Source organism: Candidatus Stygibacter australis, assembly GCA_030765845.1.
Taxonomy (GTDB): domain Bacteria; phylum Cloacimonadota; class Cloacimonadia; order Cloacimonadales; family TCS61; genus Stygibacter; species Stygibacter australis.
Window position 1 is genome coordinate 1 of sequence record JAVCDJ010000270.1, and the last position, 17,408, is coordinate 17,408.

The 17,408-nt window shown below is 41.8% G+C and carries 15 protein-coding genes; 8 read left to right on the forward strand and 7 right to left on the reverse strand.

Features of this window, described 5'->3' with window-relative positions; translation table 11 throughout:
- The 5 genes from RAO94_13630 to RAO94_13650 form a co-directional block, all read left to right on the forward strand.
- Positions 1–1,044: ATP-binding protein (locus RAO94_13630; GenBank protein ID MDP8323380.1), on the forward strand; the 1,044-nt coding region annotated here is incomplete at its 5' end.
- Positions 1,031–2,353 carry a sigma-54 dependent transcriptional regulator gene (locus tag RAO94_13635; protein ID MDP8323381.1) on the forward strand — a complete coding sequence of 441 codons (1,323 nt, stop codon included), beginning with the start codon at positions 1,031–1,033 and terminating at the stop codon, positions 2,351–2,353. The genes RAO94_13630 and RAO94_13635, both read left to right, overlap by 14 nt.
- A 193-nt stretch (positions 2,354–2,546) precedes the next feature.
- Complete coding sequence (locus RAO94_13640) at positions 2,547–3,833, forward strand: Glu/Leu/Phe/Val dehydrogenase (GenBank protein MDP8323382.1); 1,287 nt, start codon at positions 2,547–2,549, stop codon at positions 3,831–3,833.
- Positions 3,834–3,925: 92 nt separating this feature from the next.
- Complete coding sequence (locus RAO94_13645) at positions 3,926–5,665, forward strand: PEP/pyruvate-binding domain-containing protein (protein ID MDP8323383.1); 1,740 nt, start codon at positions 3,926–3,928, stop codon at positions 5,663–5,665.
- Positions 5,662–8,820: a PEP/pyruvate-binding domain-containing protein gene (locus RAO94_13650; protein ID MDP8323384.1), complete on the forward strand. Its 3,159-nt coding sequence runs from the start codon at positions 5,662–5,664 to the stop codon at positions 8,818–8,820. The genes RAO94_13645 and RAO94_13650 overlap by 4 nt, the downstream gene beginning before the upstream one ends.
- Before the next feature lie 236 nt (positions 8,821–9,056).
- On the opposite strand, the gene hutI is transcribed toward RAO94_13650, so the two are convergent.
- From hutI to RAO94_13685, 7 genes are read right to left on the reverse strand one after another with little or no spacing between them, the layout of a single operon-like run.
- On the reverse strand, positions 9,057–10,334 hold the full coding sequence (gene hutI / locus RAO94_13655) for an imidazolonepropionase (GenBank protein ID MDP8323385.1): 1,278 nt from the start codon (positions 10,332–10,334) through the stop codon (positions 9,057–9,059).
- 7 nt (positions 10,335–10,341) lie between these two features.
- The gene (gene rph / locus RAO94_13660) at positions 10,342–11,037 is read right to left on the reverse strand and encodes a ribonuclease PH (protein MDP8323386.1); all 696 of its coding nucleotides are present in this window, start codon (positions 11,035–11,037) and stop codon (positions 10,342–10,344) included.
- A 10-nt stretch (positions 11,038–11,047) separates the two neighbouring features.
- Entirely contained in the window at positions 11,048–12,145 is a 1,098-nt protein-coding gene (dprA, locus tag RAO94_13665) for a DNA-processing protein DprA (GenBank protein ID MDP8323387.1), read from the reverse strand.
- Between the two features lie 30 nt (positions 12,146–12,175).
- Positions 12,176–13,210, reverse strand: a complete 1,035-nt coding sequence (gene obgE / locus RAO94_13670) for a GTPase ObgE (GenBank protein ID MDP8323388.1) — start codon at positions 13,208–13,210, stop codon at positions 12,176–12,178.
- A gap of 18 nt (positions 13,211–13,228) precedes the next feature.
- Complete coding sequence (locus RAO94_13675) at positions 13,229–13,990, reverse strand: TPM domain-containing protein (GenBank protein MDP8323389.1); 762 nt, start codon at positions 13,988–13,990, stop codon at positions 13,229–13,231.
- A 12-nt stretch (positions 13,991–14,002) separates the two neighbouring features.
- Complete coding sequence (locus tag RAO94_13680) at positions 14,003–14,671, reverse strand: hypothetical protein (GenBank protein ID MDP8323390.1); 669 nt, start codon at positions 14,669–14,671, stop codon at positions 14,003–14,005.
- A 12-nt stretch (positions 14,672–14,683) separates the two neighbouring features.
- Positions 14,684–15,280 carry a LemA family protein gene (locus RAO94_13685; GenBank protein MDP8323391.1) on the reverse strand — a complete coding sequence of 199 codons (597 nt, stop codon included), beginning with the start codon at positions 15,278–15,280 and terminating at the stop codon, positions 14,684–14,686.
- A gap of 162 nt (positions 15,281–15,442) precedes the next feature.
- On the opposite strand from RAO94_13685, the gene RAO94_13690 reads away from it, so the two are divergent.
- The 3 genes from RAO94_13690 to RAO94_13700 are packed head-to-tail and all read left to right on the forward strand — an operon-like array spanning position 15,443 to position 17,395.
- Positions 15,443–16,132: a hypothetical protein gene (locus RAO94_13690; GenBank protein MDP8323392.1), complete on the forward strand. Its 690-nt coding sequence runs from the start codon at positions 15,443–15,445 to the stop codon at positions 16,130–16,132.
- A 28-nt stretch (positions 16,133–16,160) separates the two neighbouring features.
- Positions 16,161–16,712, forward strand: a complete 552-nt coding sequence (locus tag RAO94_13695) for a chalcone isomerase family protein (protein MDP8323393.1) — start codon at positions 16,161–16,163, stop codon at positions 16,710–16,712.
- Entirely contained in the window at positions 16,709–17,395 is a 687-nt protein-coding gene (locus tag RAO94_13700; GenBank protein MDP8323394.1) for a SprT family zinc-dependent metalloprotease, read from the forward strand. The genes RAO94_13695 and RAO94_13700 overlap by 4 nt, the downstream gene beginning before the upstream one ends.
- Positions 17,396–17,408 lie beyond the last annotated feature (13 nt).

Genomic DNA, 17,408 nt, shown 5'->3' on the forward strand with positions numbered 1-17,408 from the left:
CTTCTGCATGATGTGGAACTGGAGATGGATGAGACCTTTCAGAAATTGGTGATGATGATCCCTGAATCATTTCAGTATCCTGCTGAAACCGGCTGCTGCATTAAAATAGGTAAACATATATATCAATCCTTAGACTATCAGTCAGGTAAAAAAGAGCTTAAAAGCAAGATATATTCTGGACGGGAACTGGTGGGGGAAGTGAAAGTTTGTTTGTTAGAGCGCGAACTGGAATTTCTGACAGAAGAATATGACTTATTAAATTCCATAGCAGGAGCTACAGGGGCAATCTACCGTAAACTGCAATCAGAAGAGGAAAAACAGGAGATAGAAGAACGGCTGCGTCAGGCAGACAGACTTGCTACTATCGGACAACTGGCTGCGGGAATAGCACATGAGCTTAATGAACCTCTTTCCAATATCCTGGGTTATGCCCAGCTTGTGGCAGCAGAATTGCAGACTGGCAGTTCCATGAGCAATGATCTGGAAAAAATAGTCAGTTCATCATTACATGCCCGGGAGATAGTGCGTAAATTACTTCTTTTTGCGCGTCAAATGCCTATGCAGCGAAGCCAGGTGAATATCAATGAAGTGATCAGTGAAAGTCTGCAGATAGTAGGCAGCCGCATCCGCAAGCATTCCATCAGTTTAAAGCTTGATCTGGCAGATGATCTGCCAGAGATCACTGCAGATACTTCGCAATTAAAACAGGTGATCATTAACCTGCTGGTGAATGCTGAGCAGGCAATGCCAGGCGGAGGACTTCTGGAGATCATAACCAGAACAAGAAGTAATGAACAAATCAAGATCAAAATAAAGGATAATGGTGTGGGCATGAACCGCAGCACTCAAAAAAAGATATTTTTGCCCTTCTTTACCACCAAAGAATTAGGTGAAGGAACAGGACTTGGTCTTTCTGTAGTGCATGGAATTGTGAAAGCTCATGGCGGTACGATCAAAGTGAGATCAATCATCGATGAAGGCACTACTGTGATCCTTAATTTCCCGATCAATTATAATAAAGGACAAAATTATGCCAAAAAGTAAAACCGCTATCCTGATAGTTGATGATTCTGCTGATACCCGGGAAATGATCAGACGACATCTGCACCCGCACTACCCTATTGTGCTTACAGCTTCCAGCGTGGATGAAGCAGTAGAGATCATGCAGAGCCGCACGTTTGAGCTGGTGATAACTGACCTTAAGATGCCAGGGGCAAGTGGTCTGGAATTAGTGCATTATGTGCGGGAGAATTATCATAATACAGGTTTGATGATGGTCACTGGATATGCAACAATAGAAGGCGCTGTAGAGGCGATGAAGCAGGGTGTTGGGGAATATCTCCCCAAACCTTTTACCGGTGAAGAACTGCTGACCCTGGTGCAGAAAGAAATAAAAAAAGTGCAAACCAGACAAAGCCTGGAAAGCGAGACTCCTGCCAGTGACAAATATGGCTTGATCGGCAGCTCTGAAGCACTTCAGGAAATATTCCGGGTAATAGAAAAAGCATCTCGTACTTCAGCAACCGTTTTGATAACCGGTGAAAGCGGAACAGGCAAAGAACTGGTGACCCGAGCAATACATTATCAAAGCAGGCGGAGTTCTGCTCCCTTTGTACCGGTAAATTGCACTGCTATTCCACATGAGCTTCTGGAAAGCGAACTTTTTGGCTATGTGAAAGGTGCTTTTACGGGTGCAGATACTACGCGAGCCGGCTTTTTCCAAACCGCAGAAGGTGGCACAATATTTCTGGATGAGATAGGTGATTTGAGCCTGATGATGCAGTCTAAATTATTACGGGTTATCCAGGAAAAAGAAGTTTATCTGGTAGGTTCACGCAAACCGGTAGCAGTTAATATCAGAATAATCTCAGCTACGAATAAAAATTTGCGCAGCCTTGTAGGAGCTGGTTTATTCAGGGAAGACCTTTATTACCGACTGAATGTGATCAATATCGAGATCCCTCCTTTGCGGAAACGAGGAAATGACATCCTGCTGCTGATCAACCATTTTCTGCGAAAACACTCCCTTGATATGGGTATTAATTTGCCAGTTGTGCGGGAAGATACCCTGGCACTACTCCAGCAATACCCCTGGCCCGGAAATGTGCGCGAACTTGATAACCTCATTCAGAGACTGGTGGTGATGCATACTGGCGAGAGTATCAAACCTGCTGATCTGCCGGATTATATGAGAAAAGGAAGCTATAACCCGCAAAGTAATCTGCAGCGTACTCTGGCGAAGATGGAAAGCGATTATATAAGAAAAGTACTGGAGCAGACCGGGAACAATAAATCAGAGGCAGCACGAATACTGGGAATTGACCGAAAGACGCTGCGCAGCAAACTGGATTAGGCGGTACATAAATCACCAGTGGGGAATATTTACCCACTTATTTACTTTTTGACGATTATTACAATCATTAATATCTTAACTTCTATTTATCTCTATTTATAGTAATTTAGCTGATATTATATATTATTTATTCCATTTGGCACATCTCGTGCATAATGTCTTATTAAGAGAAAAAAAATTACTGGAGGTAAAGATGGATTCAAAGGCTTTTAATCCATTTAGAATGGCACAGGAACAGTTTGATAAGGTTGCAGATATACTGAACCTTGATCAGGGCTCACGGGAACTGCTCCGCAATCCGATGCGTGAGTATCATTTTAGTATTCCGGTTAAAATGGACGACGGAACAACTAAAGTATTTAAGGGATTTCGCGTACAGCATAATGATGCACGCGGACCAGCTAAAGGCGGGATCAGGTTCCATCCTCACGAGACAGCAGACACAGTGAAGGCTTTATCAACCTGGATGACCTGGAAATGCAGTGTAGTAGATATTCCTCTGGGAGGCAGTAAGGGTGGAGTGATCTGTGATCCTCATAATTTGAGTGCACGTGAACAGGAACAGATCTGCCGTGGCTGGGTACGCCAGATTGCCTATAATGTGGGACCACTGCGAGATGTTCCGGCTCCAGATGTAATGACCAATGGTCAGCACATGCTTTGGATGCTTGATGAATATGAAACGATCCATGGCAAAAAATTCCCTGGATTCATCACAGGTAAACCAGTAGGGATGGGTGGCTCATTAGGTAGAACTGAAGCTACTGGTTATGGAGTAGTATTCACATTAAGAGAAGCTCTGCGTGAGCTGGATATCAATCCTGCTGAAACTACAGCCAGTGTTCAAGGCTTTGGCAATGTAGCTCAATATGCAATTGAACTTTATACTCAGATGGGTGGAAAAGTGATTTGCGTATCCTGCTGGGATCAGAACGAACAGAAATCATTCTCCTTCAAAAAAGAAACTGGAGTCGATCTGGAAGAATTAAGAAGTATAACAGATAGATTTGGTGGAATTGATCAAGCCAAAGCAAAAGAATTTGACTATGAAATACTCGATGGTGAAGCCTGGCTTTCTCAGGAAGTGGACATCCTAATACCTGCTGCCATGGAAAACCAGATCCGTAAAGATAATGTAAATAGCATTAATACAAAAGTGAAAGTGATTGCCGAAGGTGCAAATGGACCTACAACCCCAGAAGCAGATGAAGTAATTCACAAAAACGGCATCTTCGTTATTCCAGATTTTCTGGCTAATGCCGGTGGCGTTACCTGCAGTTATTTTGAACAGGTGCAGTGCAATATGAATTATTACTGGGAAAAAGATGAGGTGCTCAGCAAGCTTGATCTTAAGATGACCTCCGCCTTTTTGGATGTTTCCAGACTTGCCAGAACAAAGGACTTATACATGCGAGATGCAGCATATATCATAGCGATCAATAGAGTTGCTCAAGCATGTAAAGATAGAGGTTGGGTTTAGGCTGCCCAATTAAAAAAGCAAAACTTCATGTTAGTGGAATGGTACCGCTACCCCGGTACCATTCCTTCAAAAAAAATGATCGGAGGAGTTGAATGGAATTCACAGGTGATCAGAGGAAATACTCAAGAGAGAATAGAACCCGAACATTTGATTTTCTGGGCAAAGGTGAACCTGGAGGTAAAGCTGCCGGACTGATAAAAATACAGGAACTTCTTGATAAGCAGCTTAATCAATCTGAAGATACTGAGATCACAGTTTCCATTCCCCGAATGACAGTTATCCTCACTGATATCTTTGATCAATTTATGAAGCAAAATGATCTCTATCCCATAGCCTTGAGTTCATCTGATGATGCCTTTATTGCTCATACCTTTCAAAAAGCCAGTCTGCCGCCATCCATAGTAGGAGACCTGCGGAATTTAATCACCGGGACAAAGATCCCTCTGGCAGTGCGTTCATCCAGTCTCCTGGAAGATTCGACTGCGGAGCCCTTTGCGGGAGTTTATGCCACCAAAATGCTGCCCAATAATCAGCAGGACATCGAAAGCCGGTTTCATAAGCTCACTGAGGCAATAAAATATATTTATTCCTCTCTATTCTTTTCAGATTCACGTGATTATTTCCAAACAATTGGCAGAAAAGTGGAAGAGGAAAAAATGGCAGTGATCATTCAGGATGTGGTCGGCAACCGCTATGGGGATAATTTCTATCCCCTCATTTCAGGGGTGGGGCGCACCTATAATTATTATCCAATGCAGAACTCCCGACGTGAAGACGGAGTTATCAATCTGGCACTTGGTTTAGGCAAAACAATCGTGGATGGTGGAACAGCATGGATATATTGTCCGCACTCACCACAATCACCACCGCCTGTTAACAGCAATAAGGACATGCTTGATAACAGTCAGCGGGAATTCTGGTCTATCAAGATGGGCGAGATCAAGGAATTTAATCCCATTTCAGAAATAGAATTCATGCAAAAGAACTCGATTGAAAAAGCCGAAGAGGATGGAATAATCTCATTACTTTGCTCCACATATCAGTATGAGAATGACAGCTTTATCTCAGGCATCCCTGAAAAAGGTGCCAGATTAATTGACTTTTCACCGATTTTAAAATATAATAAAATCCCCTTAAACGAAACTTTAAAAAAACTTCTACATCTCTGCCATGAAGAATATCAATCTGATGTCGAAATTGAATTTGCTTTAGAAAATAATATCAATGAAACCACTGGCAAGCCTGAATATCATCTGGGATTCCTGCAGGTGCGAACTATGCTGGCATTAACTGGAAATACAAGCAGAATTTGTGCAGATCATCCTCAATCAGAGATTCTGGCAGAAAGCAATTCCGTATTGGGAAATGGCTCACGGGAAGATATATTTGATATTGTCTATGTGAAACCTGACACATTTTATGCAGTGAACAGCCGGACAATTGCCAGTGAAATTGCTCAAATAAATCGTGAACTTACCAAGGAGAAAAGACCCTATTTATTAATCGGATTTGGCAGATGGGGATCCTCTGATCCCTGGCTGGGCATTCCTGTAACCTGGAGCATGATCTCTGGTGCCAAGGCAATTATAGAAGCTACCCTGCCCCAAATGAAACCTGATCTAAGCCAGGGTTCGCATTTCTTTCATAATCTGATCGCTTTTGGTATCTTTTATCTTTCTATCCAGGAAGAAAAAAAGAAATCTATTGACTGGAAATGGTTAAATACTCAAAAAAATATTACAGAAACAGAGCATGTGAGTCATATTCGCTGCTCACACAATATTGAAGTAATTGTAGATTGCATCGCAAATAAAGGAGTTATCTTAAAATGACCGATGAACTGCATATTAAAAGTATTTTAAATAACCTCAATGAACGGAAAAAAGAGCTGAATTGCATCTACCAGATCAGTGAGATCCTCAATAAAGTTGACCAGCCATTAGCAACCGCGCTGCGAAAAGTGATCGAACTGATGCCATATGGCTGGCAATATAGTGATAACTGTACGGTTCAGATAATATACGATGACGAAGTGTTCCATAGTCCACAATTCGTCAAAAGCGATCTATGGCAGGAAAGTGATCTGATCATTGATGATAAATGCGTAGGTAATGTGAAGGTATTTTATAATGATGCCAGTCTCGAATTTCTGGCTGAAGAACAGCAGCTTTTGGATACAATCTGTAAAAAACTTTCAATTTTCCTACACCGCATCCTATTAAAGAAGTTATTATTCGATCTGGAGCATGCTTCAGATAACCAAAAGCATAAGCCTGAATGGAAAACAATAATTGAACTGCTGCGGCACACAGATTCTGATAATTATCTGCGTATTGCCCGTAAATTAATGAACTATCTATTCTGGATAGGCAGAACAGAATCACAATGCCATCCAGATTCCATAGAATGCAGTACAGAAAATATTGAACCAGAAGGACTGCTGTTCTCAAACAAACCCATAGACCGCCAGGATAAAGAAACGCTTCTTGAACAGAGCAAACACATCTTTCAACTGGCAGAGAATAATCTTGATGATGTTGAAATACTCCTTAACATCCAGAAATGGCTTCAGGAAGATAAATTGAACTTTCTTACGCAGACACTGGAAGATATGGCAACTTCTCTCAGCGACATTCAAAATGCTTTAGAGAGGTATTTCTACCTTAATCTTGATAAAATTGAGCTCTCATACTATACTAAAAAGAATCTAAGTGTTTCTCTTATTCTGCGTTTCTTTACTGATCAACTGCAATTCATCAATATTGCCAAAGATTTTGTTGATATCAATTATTTCCGGGAACTTACCAGACACATGATCTTCCCGGCAAACAGTCATGGCAAGCTGGGCGGTAAGAGCGCCGGGATATTTCTGGCAAAAAGCATAACTTCTACCATGTTTGGGAATAAACTGCATGACATCAATATCTGCTACCCAAACACCTGGTACATTACCTCAAATACTATGCACCGTTTTCTTTATTACAATAATCTTGAAGAGATCATTGAGCAGAAATATAAAGAGATTGAACAGGTACGCTCTGAATATGCCAATATTATTCAGCTTTTCAAAAACTCCTATTTCCCACCGGAGATCATCAAGGAATTTAATCGGGCAATCGAAGATTTTGGGGATAATCCTATTATAGTGCGTTCATCAAGCCTTCTCGAAGACCGTGTAGGAGCAGTATTTTCCGGTAAATATAAAAGCCTGTTCCTCGCTAACCAAGGCACTCGGATCGAAAAGATCAATGCTTTAGCTGATGCCGTTGCTGAGGTTTATGCCTCAGTATTCTCCCCTGATCCCATTGAATATCGCCGCGAACGTGGCTTACTGGATTTTCACGAGGAAATGGCTATCATCATCCAGCAGGTGGTTGGCAAAAAGGTCGGTGATTATTTCCTCCCTGCCTTTGCCGGAGTGGCTTTCAGTCACAATGAATTCCGCTGGTCACCACGTATCAAACAGGATGACGGGCTCATCCGCATAGTTCCGGGATTAGGAACTCGAGCTGTTGACCGGCTCAGTGATGATTATCCCATATTGATAGCACCCGGACAACCAGACCTGCGTGTAAACATAACTCCTGATGAAGTCTGCCGTTATTCACCTCACAAAATTGATGTTATCAATCTTAAAAAGAACACATTCGAAACCATCGAGATCAAAAAGCTGCTGAAAGAGTATGGCGATGAATATCCTATGGCAGATAAAATCCTCTCATTCTACGAAAATGGTGACATCCGCAATCTCAATAAATTCCAGATGAATTTTGCCAGCTCCGATCCCATAGTAACTTTTCATGGTCTTAATCATACTTCTAAAAAATATGTAAGCTTGATTGGTGATATTCTCACTTTATTGAAACGCAAAACTGATGCTCCGGTAGATATTGAGTTTGCCTGTGATGGTGATGATTTCTATCTGCTACAATGCCGGGCACAAAGCTCTAAAATATCTGAACAGGTTGCTGCCATTCCCAAAGATGTCCCCCAGGATCAAATACTCTTTAGTGCAAACCGCTTTATAGCAAATGGCTATCTTCCCGAAATCACCCATATCGTATATGTTACTCCCCAGGGCTACAGCAGTCTCACCACGCTGGAGGATATGAAAAGCGTGGCAAGAGCAGTAGGTAAGATCAATAAACTGCTTCCCAAACGTAAATTTATCCTCATGGGTCCCGGACGCTGGGGCAGCCGCGGTGATATAAAACTGGGTGTAAGCGTCACTTATTCTGATATTAATAACACTGCTGTGCTTATCGAAATCGCTCGCAAAAAAGGTCACTTCACTTCCGACCTGTCCTTTGGTACTCATTTCTTTCAAGACCTGGTGGAATCTAATATTCTCTACCTGCCATTGTATCCTGATGAAGAAAATAATGTCTTTAATAACAGATTCCTGAATTCAGCAGAAAATATTCTGCCTGATATTGCCCCTGAATTTGCCTATCTCTCTGATACTATCCGTGTTATCGATATCCCTGCCACGTGTGATGGCAAAGTATTGAAAATACTTATGAACGCTGACCTTGATGAAGCATTAGCACATTTTGCACCCAGAAACTCAGCCAGCTCCGTTTCTTCAAATGTGATGATGCCAGCGGAAACCGTTACAGAAAATCACTGGCTCTGGCGCCAGCGTATTGCAGAAAAAATCGCCAGTATGATCAAAGCAGAACTTTTTGGCGTACAAGCCATGTATATCTTTGGCTCAGTAAAAAATGCCAATGCCGGACCTGCCAGTGATATTGATCTGCTGCTGCATTTTACCGGTGATGACCAGCAGCGCAGAGAATTACTTAACTGGCTGCAGGGCTGGAGCCTGTGCCTTTCTGAAATGAACTACCTGCGTACCGGATATAAAACTGATGGGCTGCTCGATGTCCACCTTATTACTGATAAAGATATTGCAGCAGAATCCAGTTATGCAGTTAAGATCAATGCTGTCACTGATTCGGCAAAACCCCTGAAAATGGAGGATTAATTGAAAGACCCTCCTCCAAAAACAGAGAAGGATAAAAATAAACTACCTGCCCCCAAAAAACAGACTTTTAAAGGATTATGTATTAATTGCGATCACAGATTTACCTGCACACTCCCGCGTCCCGAATCCGGGGTCTGGTATTGCGAAGAATACGAATAGTCCTTATCAGATTTCTCATTATCAATTGTGAAAGCAGTTAACTGCTTTCACAATTTTTTTCTGTAATAACGTTATATTTAGTGAAAAATAATCTTATTAGATATATCTGACCAGATGATCTTTCCTTTTTTGATTACTTTGGAGACATTATTTGAACCAAAGTGGTAGGGTAGAAATTTATATGAAGGCATATCGAGGATGATAATATCTGCCTGCTTGCCAATTTCCAGAGAACCTATTTTATCTGCTCTTTCCAGAGCAGCAGCGGCATTGATCGTGGCAGCAGTTATTGCTTCAGCAACTGTCATTTTCATTTGCAGGCAGGCAAGCGTGATGATGAACTGCATACTATCACAATTGCAGGAGCCGGGATTATAATCAGTAGCCAGGGCCACAGCCACTCCGGCATCGATCATATCACGCGCCCGGGCATAGCTTTTCATACCCAGAGAGAAGATAGTGCCGGGCAATAAAGTGGCGATCACACCCTGATCTGCCATGGCTTTGATACCAGCATCTGAGCAGGCACCCAGATGATCAGCAGAAATGGCTTTCATTTCCGCAGCCAGCTCTGCCCCACCTATGGGCTTGATCTCATCTGCATGCATCTTGAGCTTAAAACCATTTGCTTTGGCAGCCTGCATCAATCTGCGAGACTGTTCAATATTATACACATGCTCTTCGGTGAAAATATCAAAGTATTCTGCCAGTTCTGCTTTTGCTACATAAGGCAGCATCTCTTCTATCAGAAGCTTGATATAGCCTTCATGGTCATCTTTAAATTCCACCGGAAACTCGTGAGCACCCATAAAAGTGGGAACAATATCCAGCGGAAGACTGTTATTTAGTCGCTTGATAACTCGCAGCATCTTAAGTTCGCTTTCTGTAGAAAGTCCATAACCACTTTTGGCTTCGAGAGTTGTAGTGCCACAAGTGATCAGTTTTTTGATCCGCTGGCGCGCAAGCTGATATAATTCTTCTTCACCTGCCTGACGCACGGAATTTATACTCGAGCGGATACCACCGCCGGATTGGGAAATTTCCACATAAGTCCTGCCGGTAATTCTCATTTCAAATTCATTTTCGCGAGTGGCATAAAAAACCGGATGAGTATGGGGGTCCACGAATCCCGGCATCACAATGCCATTATCAGCATCAATATGCTCATTAAAATCATATTTAGCTAAAATTTCTGCTTCTTTACCGTATTCAATAATATTCCCATCGCTGACAGCAATAGCAGCATCGTATATTATCCCCAGATCATTCATTTCACTGCCAGTCCGGGCGCGATTGGCACCCTTAAGGGTGAGTAATTCTTTGCAGTTACTGATAATTAGATCTACTTTTTTCATAATTTCCTCAACGTGTTTCCAGAGCTTCTTTCTGACTTTCCACCAGATTCTGGATACCGGTTTCAGCAAGGTCAAGCATTTTGTTCAATTGCTCGCGACTGAATGTTTTTCCTTCGGCAGTACCTTGTATTTCCACCAGTTCACCAGTTTCCAGCATCACCACATTCAAATCTACCTGAGCCTGTGAATCCTTTTCATAATCAAGGTCAAGAACAAATTCATCATCCACTAACCCTACTGAAACTGCAGCTACGAGATACTTTATCGGGAATTCTTTGATCATTTTTGCTTTGAGCATGAAATTGAAGGCATCATACAATGCCACGCAGGCACCAGTGATAGAAGCAGTGCGAGTACCTCCATCCGCCTGCATCACGTCACAATCTATTTTAATTGTATAGCCTGGTATTTTTTTCAGGTCAACCACTGCCCGAAGTGACCTGCCGATCAGTCTTTGGATCTCTGCTGTACGTCCACTCACTTTACCTTTATTTACTTCACGACGTGCCCGGGGTTTGGAGCTGCCCGGCATCATGGAATATTCCGCAGTAAGCCAACCCTGCTCAGTGGATTTTATAAAAGGAGGAACCGTTTCCTCTATGGCAACGGCACAGATCACTTTTGTATTTCCTGTTTCGATCAGGACAGAGCCTGCCGGATATTTAAGAAAATTTCGACTGATCCTGGTTTCTCTTTTTTCCATATTTACCTCTTTATTTGATTGCAAAAATATTGTTTCCTGGTGCTTTTCCGATAAAACCCTTCAGCTCAAGACTGAGAATAATAGTTGATAACTCGCTGATCTTAAGTTTGCTAAGAACCAGTAATTGATCAAATTGCACCTCTTCAGATTGACTGACCAGAATTTGATATATTTTCTTTTCCAGGTCATTCAGGCTGTCCATTTTGATATTATTGTCTGAGAGATTTGTTTTGCTGATGCCCATCACTTCCAGAATATCGCTGCTTTGCAGAACGGGAAAGGCACCTTCTCGGATCAGATGATTTGACCCTGCAGAAGTTTCACGGTTTATATCAGCAGGTAAAGCAAAGACCGGACGATTGTGATTTTGAGCATATCTGGCAGTGATCAGAGAACCGCTTTTGATCCCACCTTCGACTACCCAGGTAGCCTGGCTGAGACCACTGATGATCCTGTTGCGGTTGGGGAAATTCCAGACATTCGCCACTGAGCCAGGCAGATATTCTGAGATCAAAGCACCATTTTGCCTGATCTCTTCTGCCAGCTCTCGATGCCGAGGGGGATATATCTGTTCTGCTCCGGTACCCATCACGGCAATCGTTCTGCTGCCATTATCAAGAGCTGCTCTATGAGCAACGGCATCAATACCGTAAGCCATTCCACTTACAATCACCATTTGCTGCCGGACAAGTTCCCCAGTGATCTTTTTGCACTGGGTGATAGCATAACTTGATGGCTTGCGGGTGCCAACTACAGCCAGGCTTTTGGTGAAATCGCTTTCCTGAAGATTGCCAAGATAGAAAAGCCAGGCAGGTGGATCAGGGATAGTTTTCAAGATAAAAGGATATTCCTCATCAAAAAATGTGACGAATTTGAGTTCATGCTGCTGAATAAGACCGGCAATTTTATTCCAGTCAGGTGGATCAGACATTTGCTGAAGTGATACCAGCATATTTTCTGACACGAAAGTAAATTCTGCCAGCGGAGAATCACTGTCATCTATCCATATTTGTGGATCACCAAGTGCTTTCACTATCTTGATCGCCCGTACAGAGCTGATACCATTTATAGATGTTAGCTTGATCCAGGCGCGTATTTTGTTCAGCATTATTAATTCAGTTTTATATCTTTTCCGGCATTATTCCAGTTCAGGGTCTTCGATACGTTTCAGATTCTGTAATCTGCGATATAGAATATCTTTCAACTGGTCAAGATTTTCTCCGGTGAGAGAAGAAATAGCGATAATATCTTCCTGAATGGATTCTGAAAATTCCTGTTTCATCATCAAAACCATCTCATCCTTATCAGACTCAGCGATCGTATCCAGCTTAGAAAGCGCTATCAGATGCGGCTTTTTGTCCATGTGGGGGTCATATAGATGAAGCTCTTTATAAAGCGTAATGTAATCTTCAAAGGGATTGTGACTATCAATATCAATCAAAAAGAGCAATAGTCTGGTCCTTTGAATATGACGCAAAAATTGAGTACCCAAACCTTTACCGTCATGAGCACCTTCAATTATCCCTGGAATATCAGCCATCACAAATGAAGAATAGTCACTTACATCCACAACACCCAGGGAAGGTTCCAGGGTGGTGAATTCATAATTGGCTATCTTGGGATTCGCTGAAGTGACTTTACTGAGGAGAGTAGATTTACCGGCATTAGGAAATCCCACCAAACCAACATCTGCCATCAATTTTAATACCAGTTCCAGTTCCTTATCGTCGCTGTCTCCACCCGGTTTGGCATAACGAGGTGCCTTCACGGTAGCAGTAGCAAAACGGGCATTACCCCGTCCACCATTACCGCCTTGAGCCACCAGCAGCATCTGGTTTTCTTCAGTGAGTTCACCGATCTTTTCATGAATGCCATCAGTGATATCAAACACTTCAGTGCCTAATGGTACCGGCAAAATCATGTCATCAGCCGAAGCACCGGTCTGATTATTGCCTCTGCCATTTTCACCTTTATCAGCTTTATAAAGCTTGGTAAATCGATATTTCAAGAGCGTATTAAAATTTGTGTCTCCCCTGAGATAAACACTGCCACCTTTACCACCATCTCCCCCATCAGGACCACCTTTGGGGACATATTTTTCTCGACGGAAACTTACACAGCCATTTCCGCCAGCTCCTGATTGTATTTTGATCCGGGAATAATCTATAAACATATTTAATTTCCTTATTTTTTACCAGCCACCAGAGGCACCACCGCCTCCAAAGCCGCCACCGCCACCTGAGAATCCACCGAAACCACCACCAAAGCCTCCGCCGCTGCGACCACCGCCACCGCGTCCGCCCATCATGGAGCCCAGGAATAACCAGGGTAATAATCCACCTCTACCTCTTCTGCGAGATAGGATCATGAATAAGATAAATATTATCATGCCCACTGGGAATCCACCACTTTTCTTCTTCCTTGCCTGGTTCTGCTGGTATTTTGCCAGTTCTTCTGAGCTGATCTCATAAGTACTAGTTACCAATCCAGTAGCAGCAGCGAGTCCTGCGTGGATACCTTCATAAAAATTGCCCTGCCGAAACTGTGGCACGATGATCGTATTAATAATATAGCTGCTTTTGGCATCTGTGACAATATCTTCCAGTCCATAGCCAACTTCCAGCCGAACTTTGCGGTCATTAATACTCACCAGCAGTAAGATTCCATTATCCCTGTCTTTTTTACCAAGCTTCCATTTTTCCACAACCTTCATGGAATAATCTTCTATTGTTAAGCCAGAAAGATCTATAACTGTTAGAAGAGCGATCTCAGCAGAAGTGGCAGACATGGTGTTACGCAAGAGCTGCTCAAGGTCACTTTCCTGGCGTGAGGTTAATATATTGGCATTGTCATTCACCATCATTTTGAGATCGGGTATCTTAACTGCTGCCTGCAAAAAAAAGGCAAACAGAAAAAAAACTGCTATTATAACTAATTTAGTTTTATGATTCATTTATCGCTCCGATCATTTATCTAATTGGACAATGTTATCATCTAATTCATTAATATCATCATCAGCTCTGGGGAAATCCTTTTCCAGCAATTCTCCACATTCCAGAATTGCTTCACTGAGCTTTTCTGTCAGTTTGCCGGTTTTGATTCCCAGGGTTATTTTATCCACTATCTGCTGCCATCTACTTTGATCAACTTTTTGGGCAATACCAAAATCCGCCAGCAATTGCACTCTGCGTTCCAGAACCGAAATAAAGATCAAAATCCCGGTGCCATCTTGAGTGTGACCTACACCTGACTGGGCAAAATGCTGCCAGGCACGACGGTCAACCCAGCTCTGCATGATTTTGCGGGGAACTATCAGCCGGTCAATTACCGGAATATTTGCCAGGAAATAGACGATCAATATGACAAGAAATGTACTGAAAAGATAAAATCCCGTCAAATAGTAAACATGATAACTCCAAATTAATCCCTGCAGCCAGCTTTGCAGTTCGCTGGAAAAGGTGAATATCACAACGGAGTAGATCAATCCCGCCAGAACTGCCAGAAGCAATTCATAAACAGCATAATCATAGCTCTGTGGAATAATCGCAGTAGCTATTTCACCACTGGTTTTTGCCTCTGCCTGCTTAACTGATTGAGCGATCTGCTTCTGTTCAGCTTTGCTTAATTTAAGCATAAATACCCCTGACTAAAATTCTACAGTGGGAGCTGTATCTGCTCCTGCTGCTGCCTGGAAATATGGCTTGGCATTGAATCCGAACATGTTTGCCAGCATATTGGTGGGGAAAATCCTGATAAATGAATTATACACCCTTGCTGCTTCATTAAACCGGCGACGTTCTACTGCTATCCTGTTTTCTGTGCCTTCCAGTTGACTTTGCAATTGCAGGAAGTTCTGATTAGCCTTAAGATCAGGATATTGCTCCTGTACCACCATCAAACGCTGTAAGGCACTGCCTAACTGGCTTTGTGCCTGCTGGAACTTGGCAAACATAGCTGGATCATTTAATACGCTTTCATCTATATTTACCATTCCTCCAACTTTTGCCCTGGCTTCGGTAACCTGAGTGAATGTTTCCTGTTCATGTTCCGCATAGCCTTTCACGGTATTAACCAGATTGGGGATCAAATCCATTCTGCGCTGATATACATTTTCTACCTGACTCCATTTCTCTTTAACATTCTCATCCATTACCACCATACGATTATAGTTTCCCTTCACCCAACTATATACTCCCAATATTATTACAACGATCACTATCAGTATAATAAGACTTTTTTTCATTTCAATATCCTCCTTGATATCTTTTCACTTAAGAAAAATTAATTGGACTTAAAGTCAAGGAAAAGCATAAATTATTTGACGGATATATCTTTGTTACTAATCTTTACTATGTCTTAGTTTCGGAATTACTGGTTTAATTCCGTTATCCGGGAGGTTAATTAGATGAACATAACTAAATTATTTTTTATTCTGGCTTTGATTATGTCAGTATCACTGGTCTATGCAAATGGTGGTCTTTTTGGCTGGAAAGGGGTTCATGGCTCAATGGGCAGACTCTCAATCGCCACTCAAAGTATGGATCTCAGCACCTTAAACGATGAGATCGAATTTAATTTTGAAGTCACATATCCGGAAACATTTATCAATTATGGAGCTCAATACCTTTTTCTAACAGATAATGTGGCACTGGGAGCAGAAGGCTATCTGATCAGTAATGGCAGTCATACTGATGGAATTTACATGTACCAAACTTCAGCTAATGCTGCCTTCTTTGATCTGGGATATGTGCTCTATTCCAATTATTATACTGCACTTACCCCCTGGGTAGGGATCGGTCTGGGAAATCTTACCTATTCAATGACCAGCGTTGATAATTCCTGGGTTCAGGCAGTTGATCAGGGAATACCCTATGTGTTTTCTGCCACAAAGCAGAATCTTATGATGAATTTTGGTATTTCGTGGGATGCTGTCTATCGCGCAACTTCTATTGGTCTCCATGCCTCATATATGATGCCTATTGGAACTGGTGACTGGCAGATCGCTGACGAAGTTATGGAAGAAGGTCCTGATACTACTCTGGACGGATTAAGGATTGGGATATCAATAGGTTTTGCTGATATTGATATGTGGTAGAATTTCATTTATATAAGGGAGAACTAAAATGAAAAAGATGATGATTATTTTGCTTGTTGTGATCATGGCATTGCCAGTTTTTGCTATGAAGGTCGGTGGAGTGATATTGCCTGATAAACTCGAAATCGGGAATGAAGATTTGACACTGAACGGAGCAGGATTACGTAAGAAAGTGATAATTAAGGTATATGCCTGTGGATTATATCTTCCTCAAAAAAGCAATTCATCCGAAGAGATACTGGCTTCTGATGAGGCGATTGCTATTCGTATGCACTTTATTTATAAAAAAGTTGATCAGGAAAAACTGATCACTGCCTGGAATGAAGGTTTTGCCAATACTGGTGCTTTGCAGGAATTTGCCATTGAAACTTCCAGATTTAATGCCCTTTTTAATGAACCAGCTAAAAAAGGTGATGTTTATGATATAGTTTACCTGCCGGAAACCGGTGTGCAGGTGATCAAAAATAAAGTAGTTCTGGGCACAATAGAGAATTCTGATTTTAGAAGAGCAGTATTCTCCATCTGGCTGGGTGATGATACTGCCTTACCAAAATTAAAGGAAGACCTGCTGGATAAATGATTAGAGACGAAATTAAGCTTGCAGGGCTTGATCTGATCATTAAACGAAAAAAAGTTAAGAATATAAATCTGCGGTTTATAACTGCTGGTGAACTGCGGGTTACTGCCCCAATCCATACTACTGAAAGTAGAATTGATCAAGTACTGAAGAAGAAACTTAACTGGATTCTTAAACATCATAAACTCCTTACTCACCAGGCATCATTGATAGAGATCAATCCCGATATATTCGTTTTTATGGGTAAGGAATATAATATTGAATATAATTTCCTCTTATTAGATGGCGTAGAAATTGATCACGAAAATCGCAAATTGATTGCTGGTTTTGGAATTAAAATAAATTTATACTATGATCAAATATATCAGTCCATGGCAAAAACATATCTGAAACCAAGAGTTTTTGAGATTGCTAGGGAATATGGATTTAGCTTAAACAAAGTATTTATCAGAGGACAAAAAACTGTCTGGGGTTCCTGCAGCTCAAAAGGTAATATCTCTTTGAACTGGAAGCTCATGATAGCTCCAGATTTCGTAATTGAATATCTGATATTTCATGAACTGCTTCACACGCGACATCCCAATCATGGAGAAATCTATAAAAAGGAACTGCGTCAAATATATCCCCGTACAGATGAAGCTGAATTATGGCTAAAGCAGCACAGTCAATTGCTAAAGATGTATTGAACTATTACCTGTT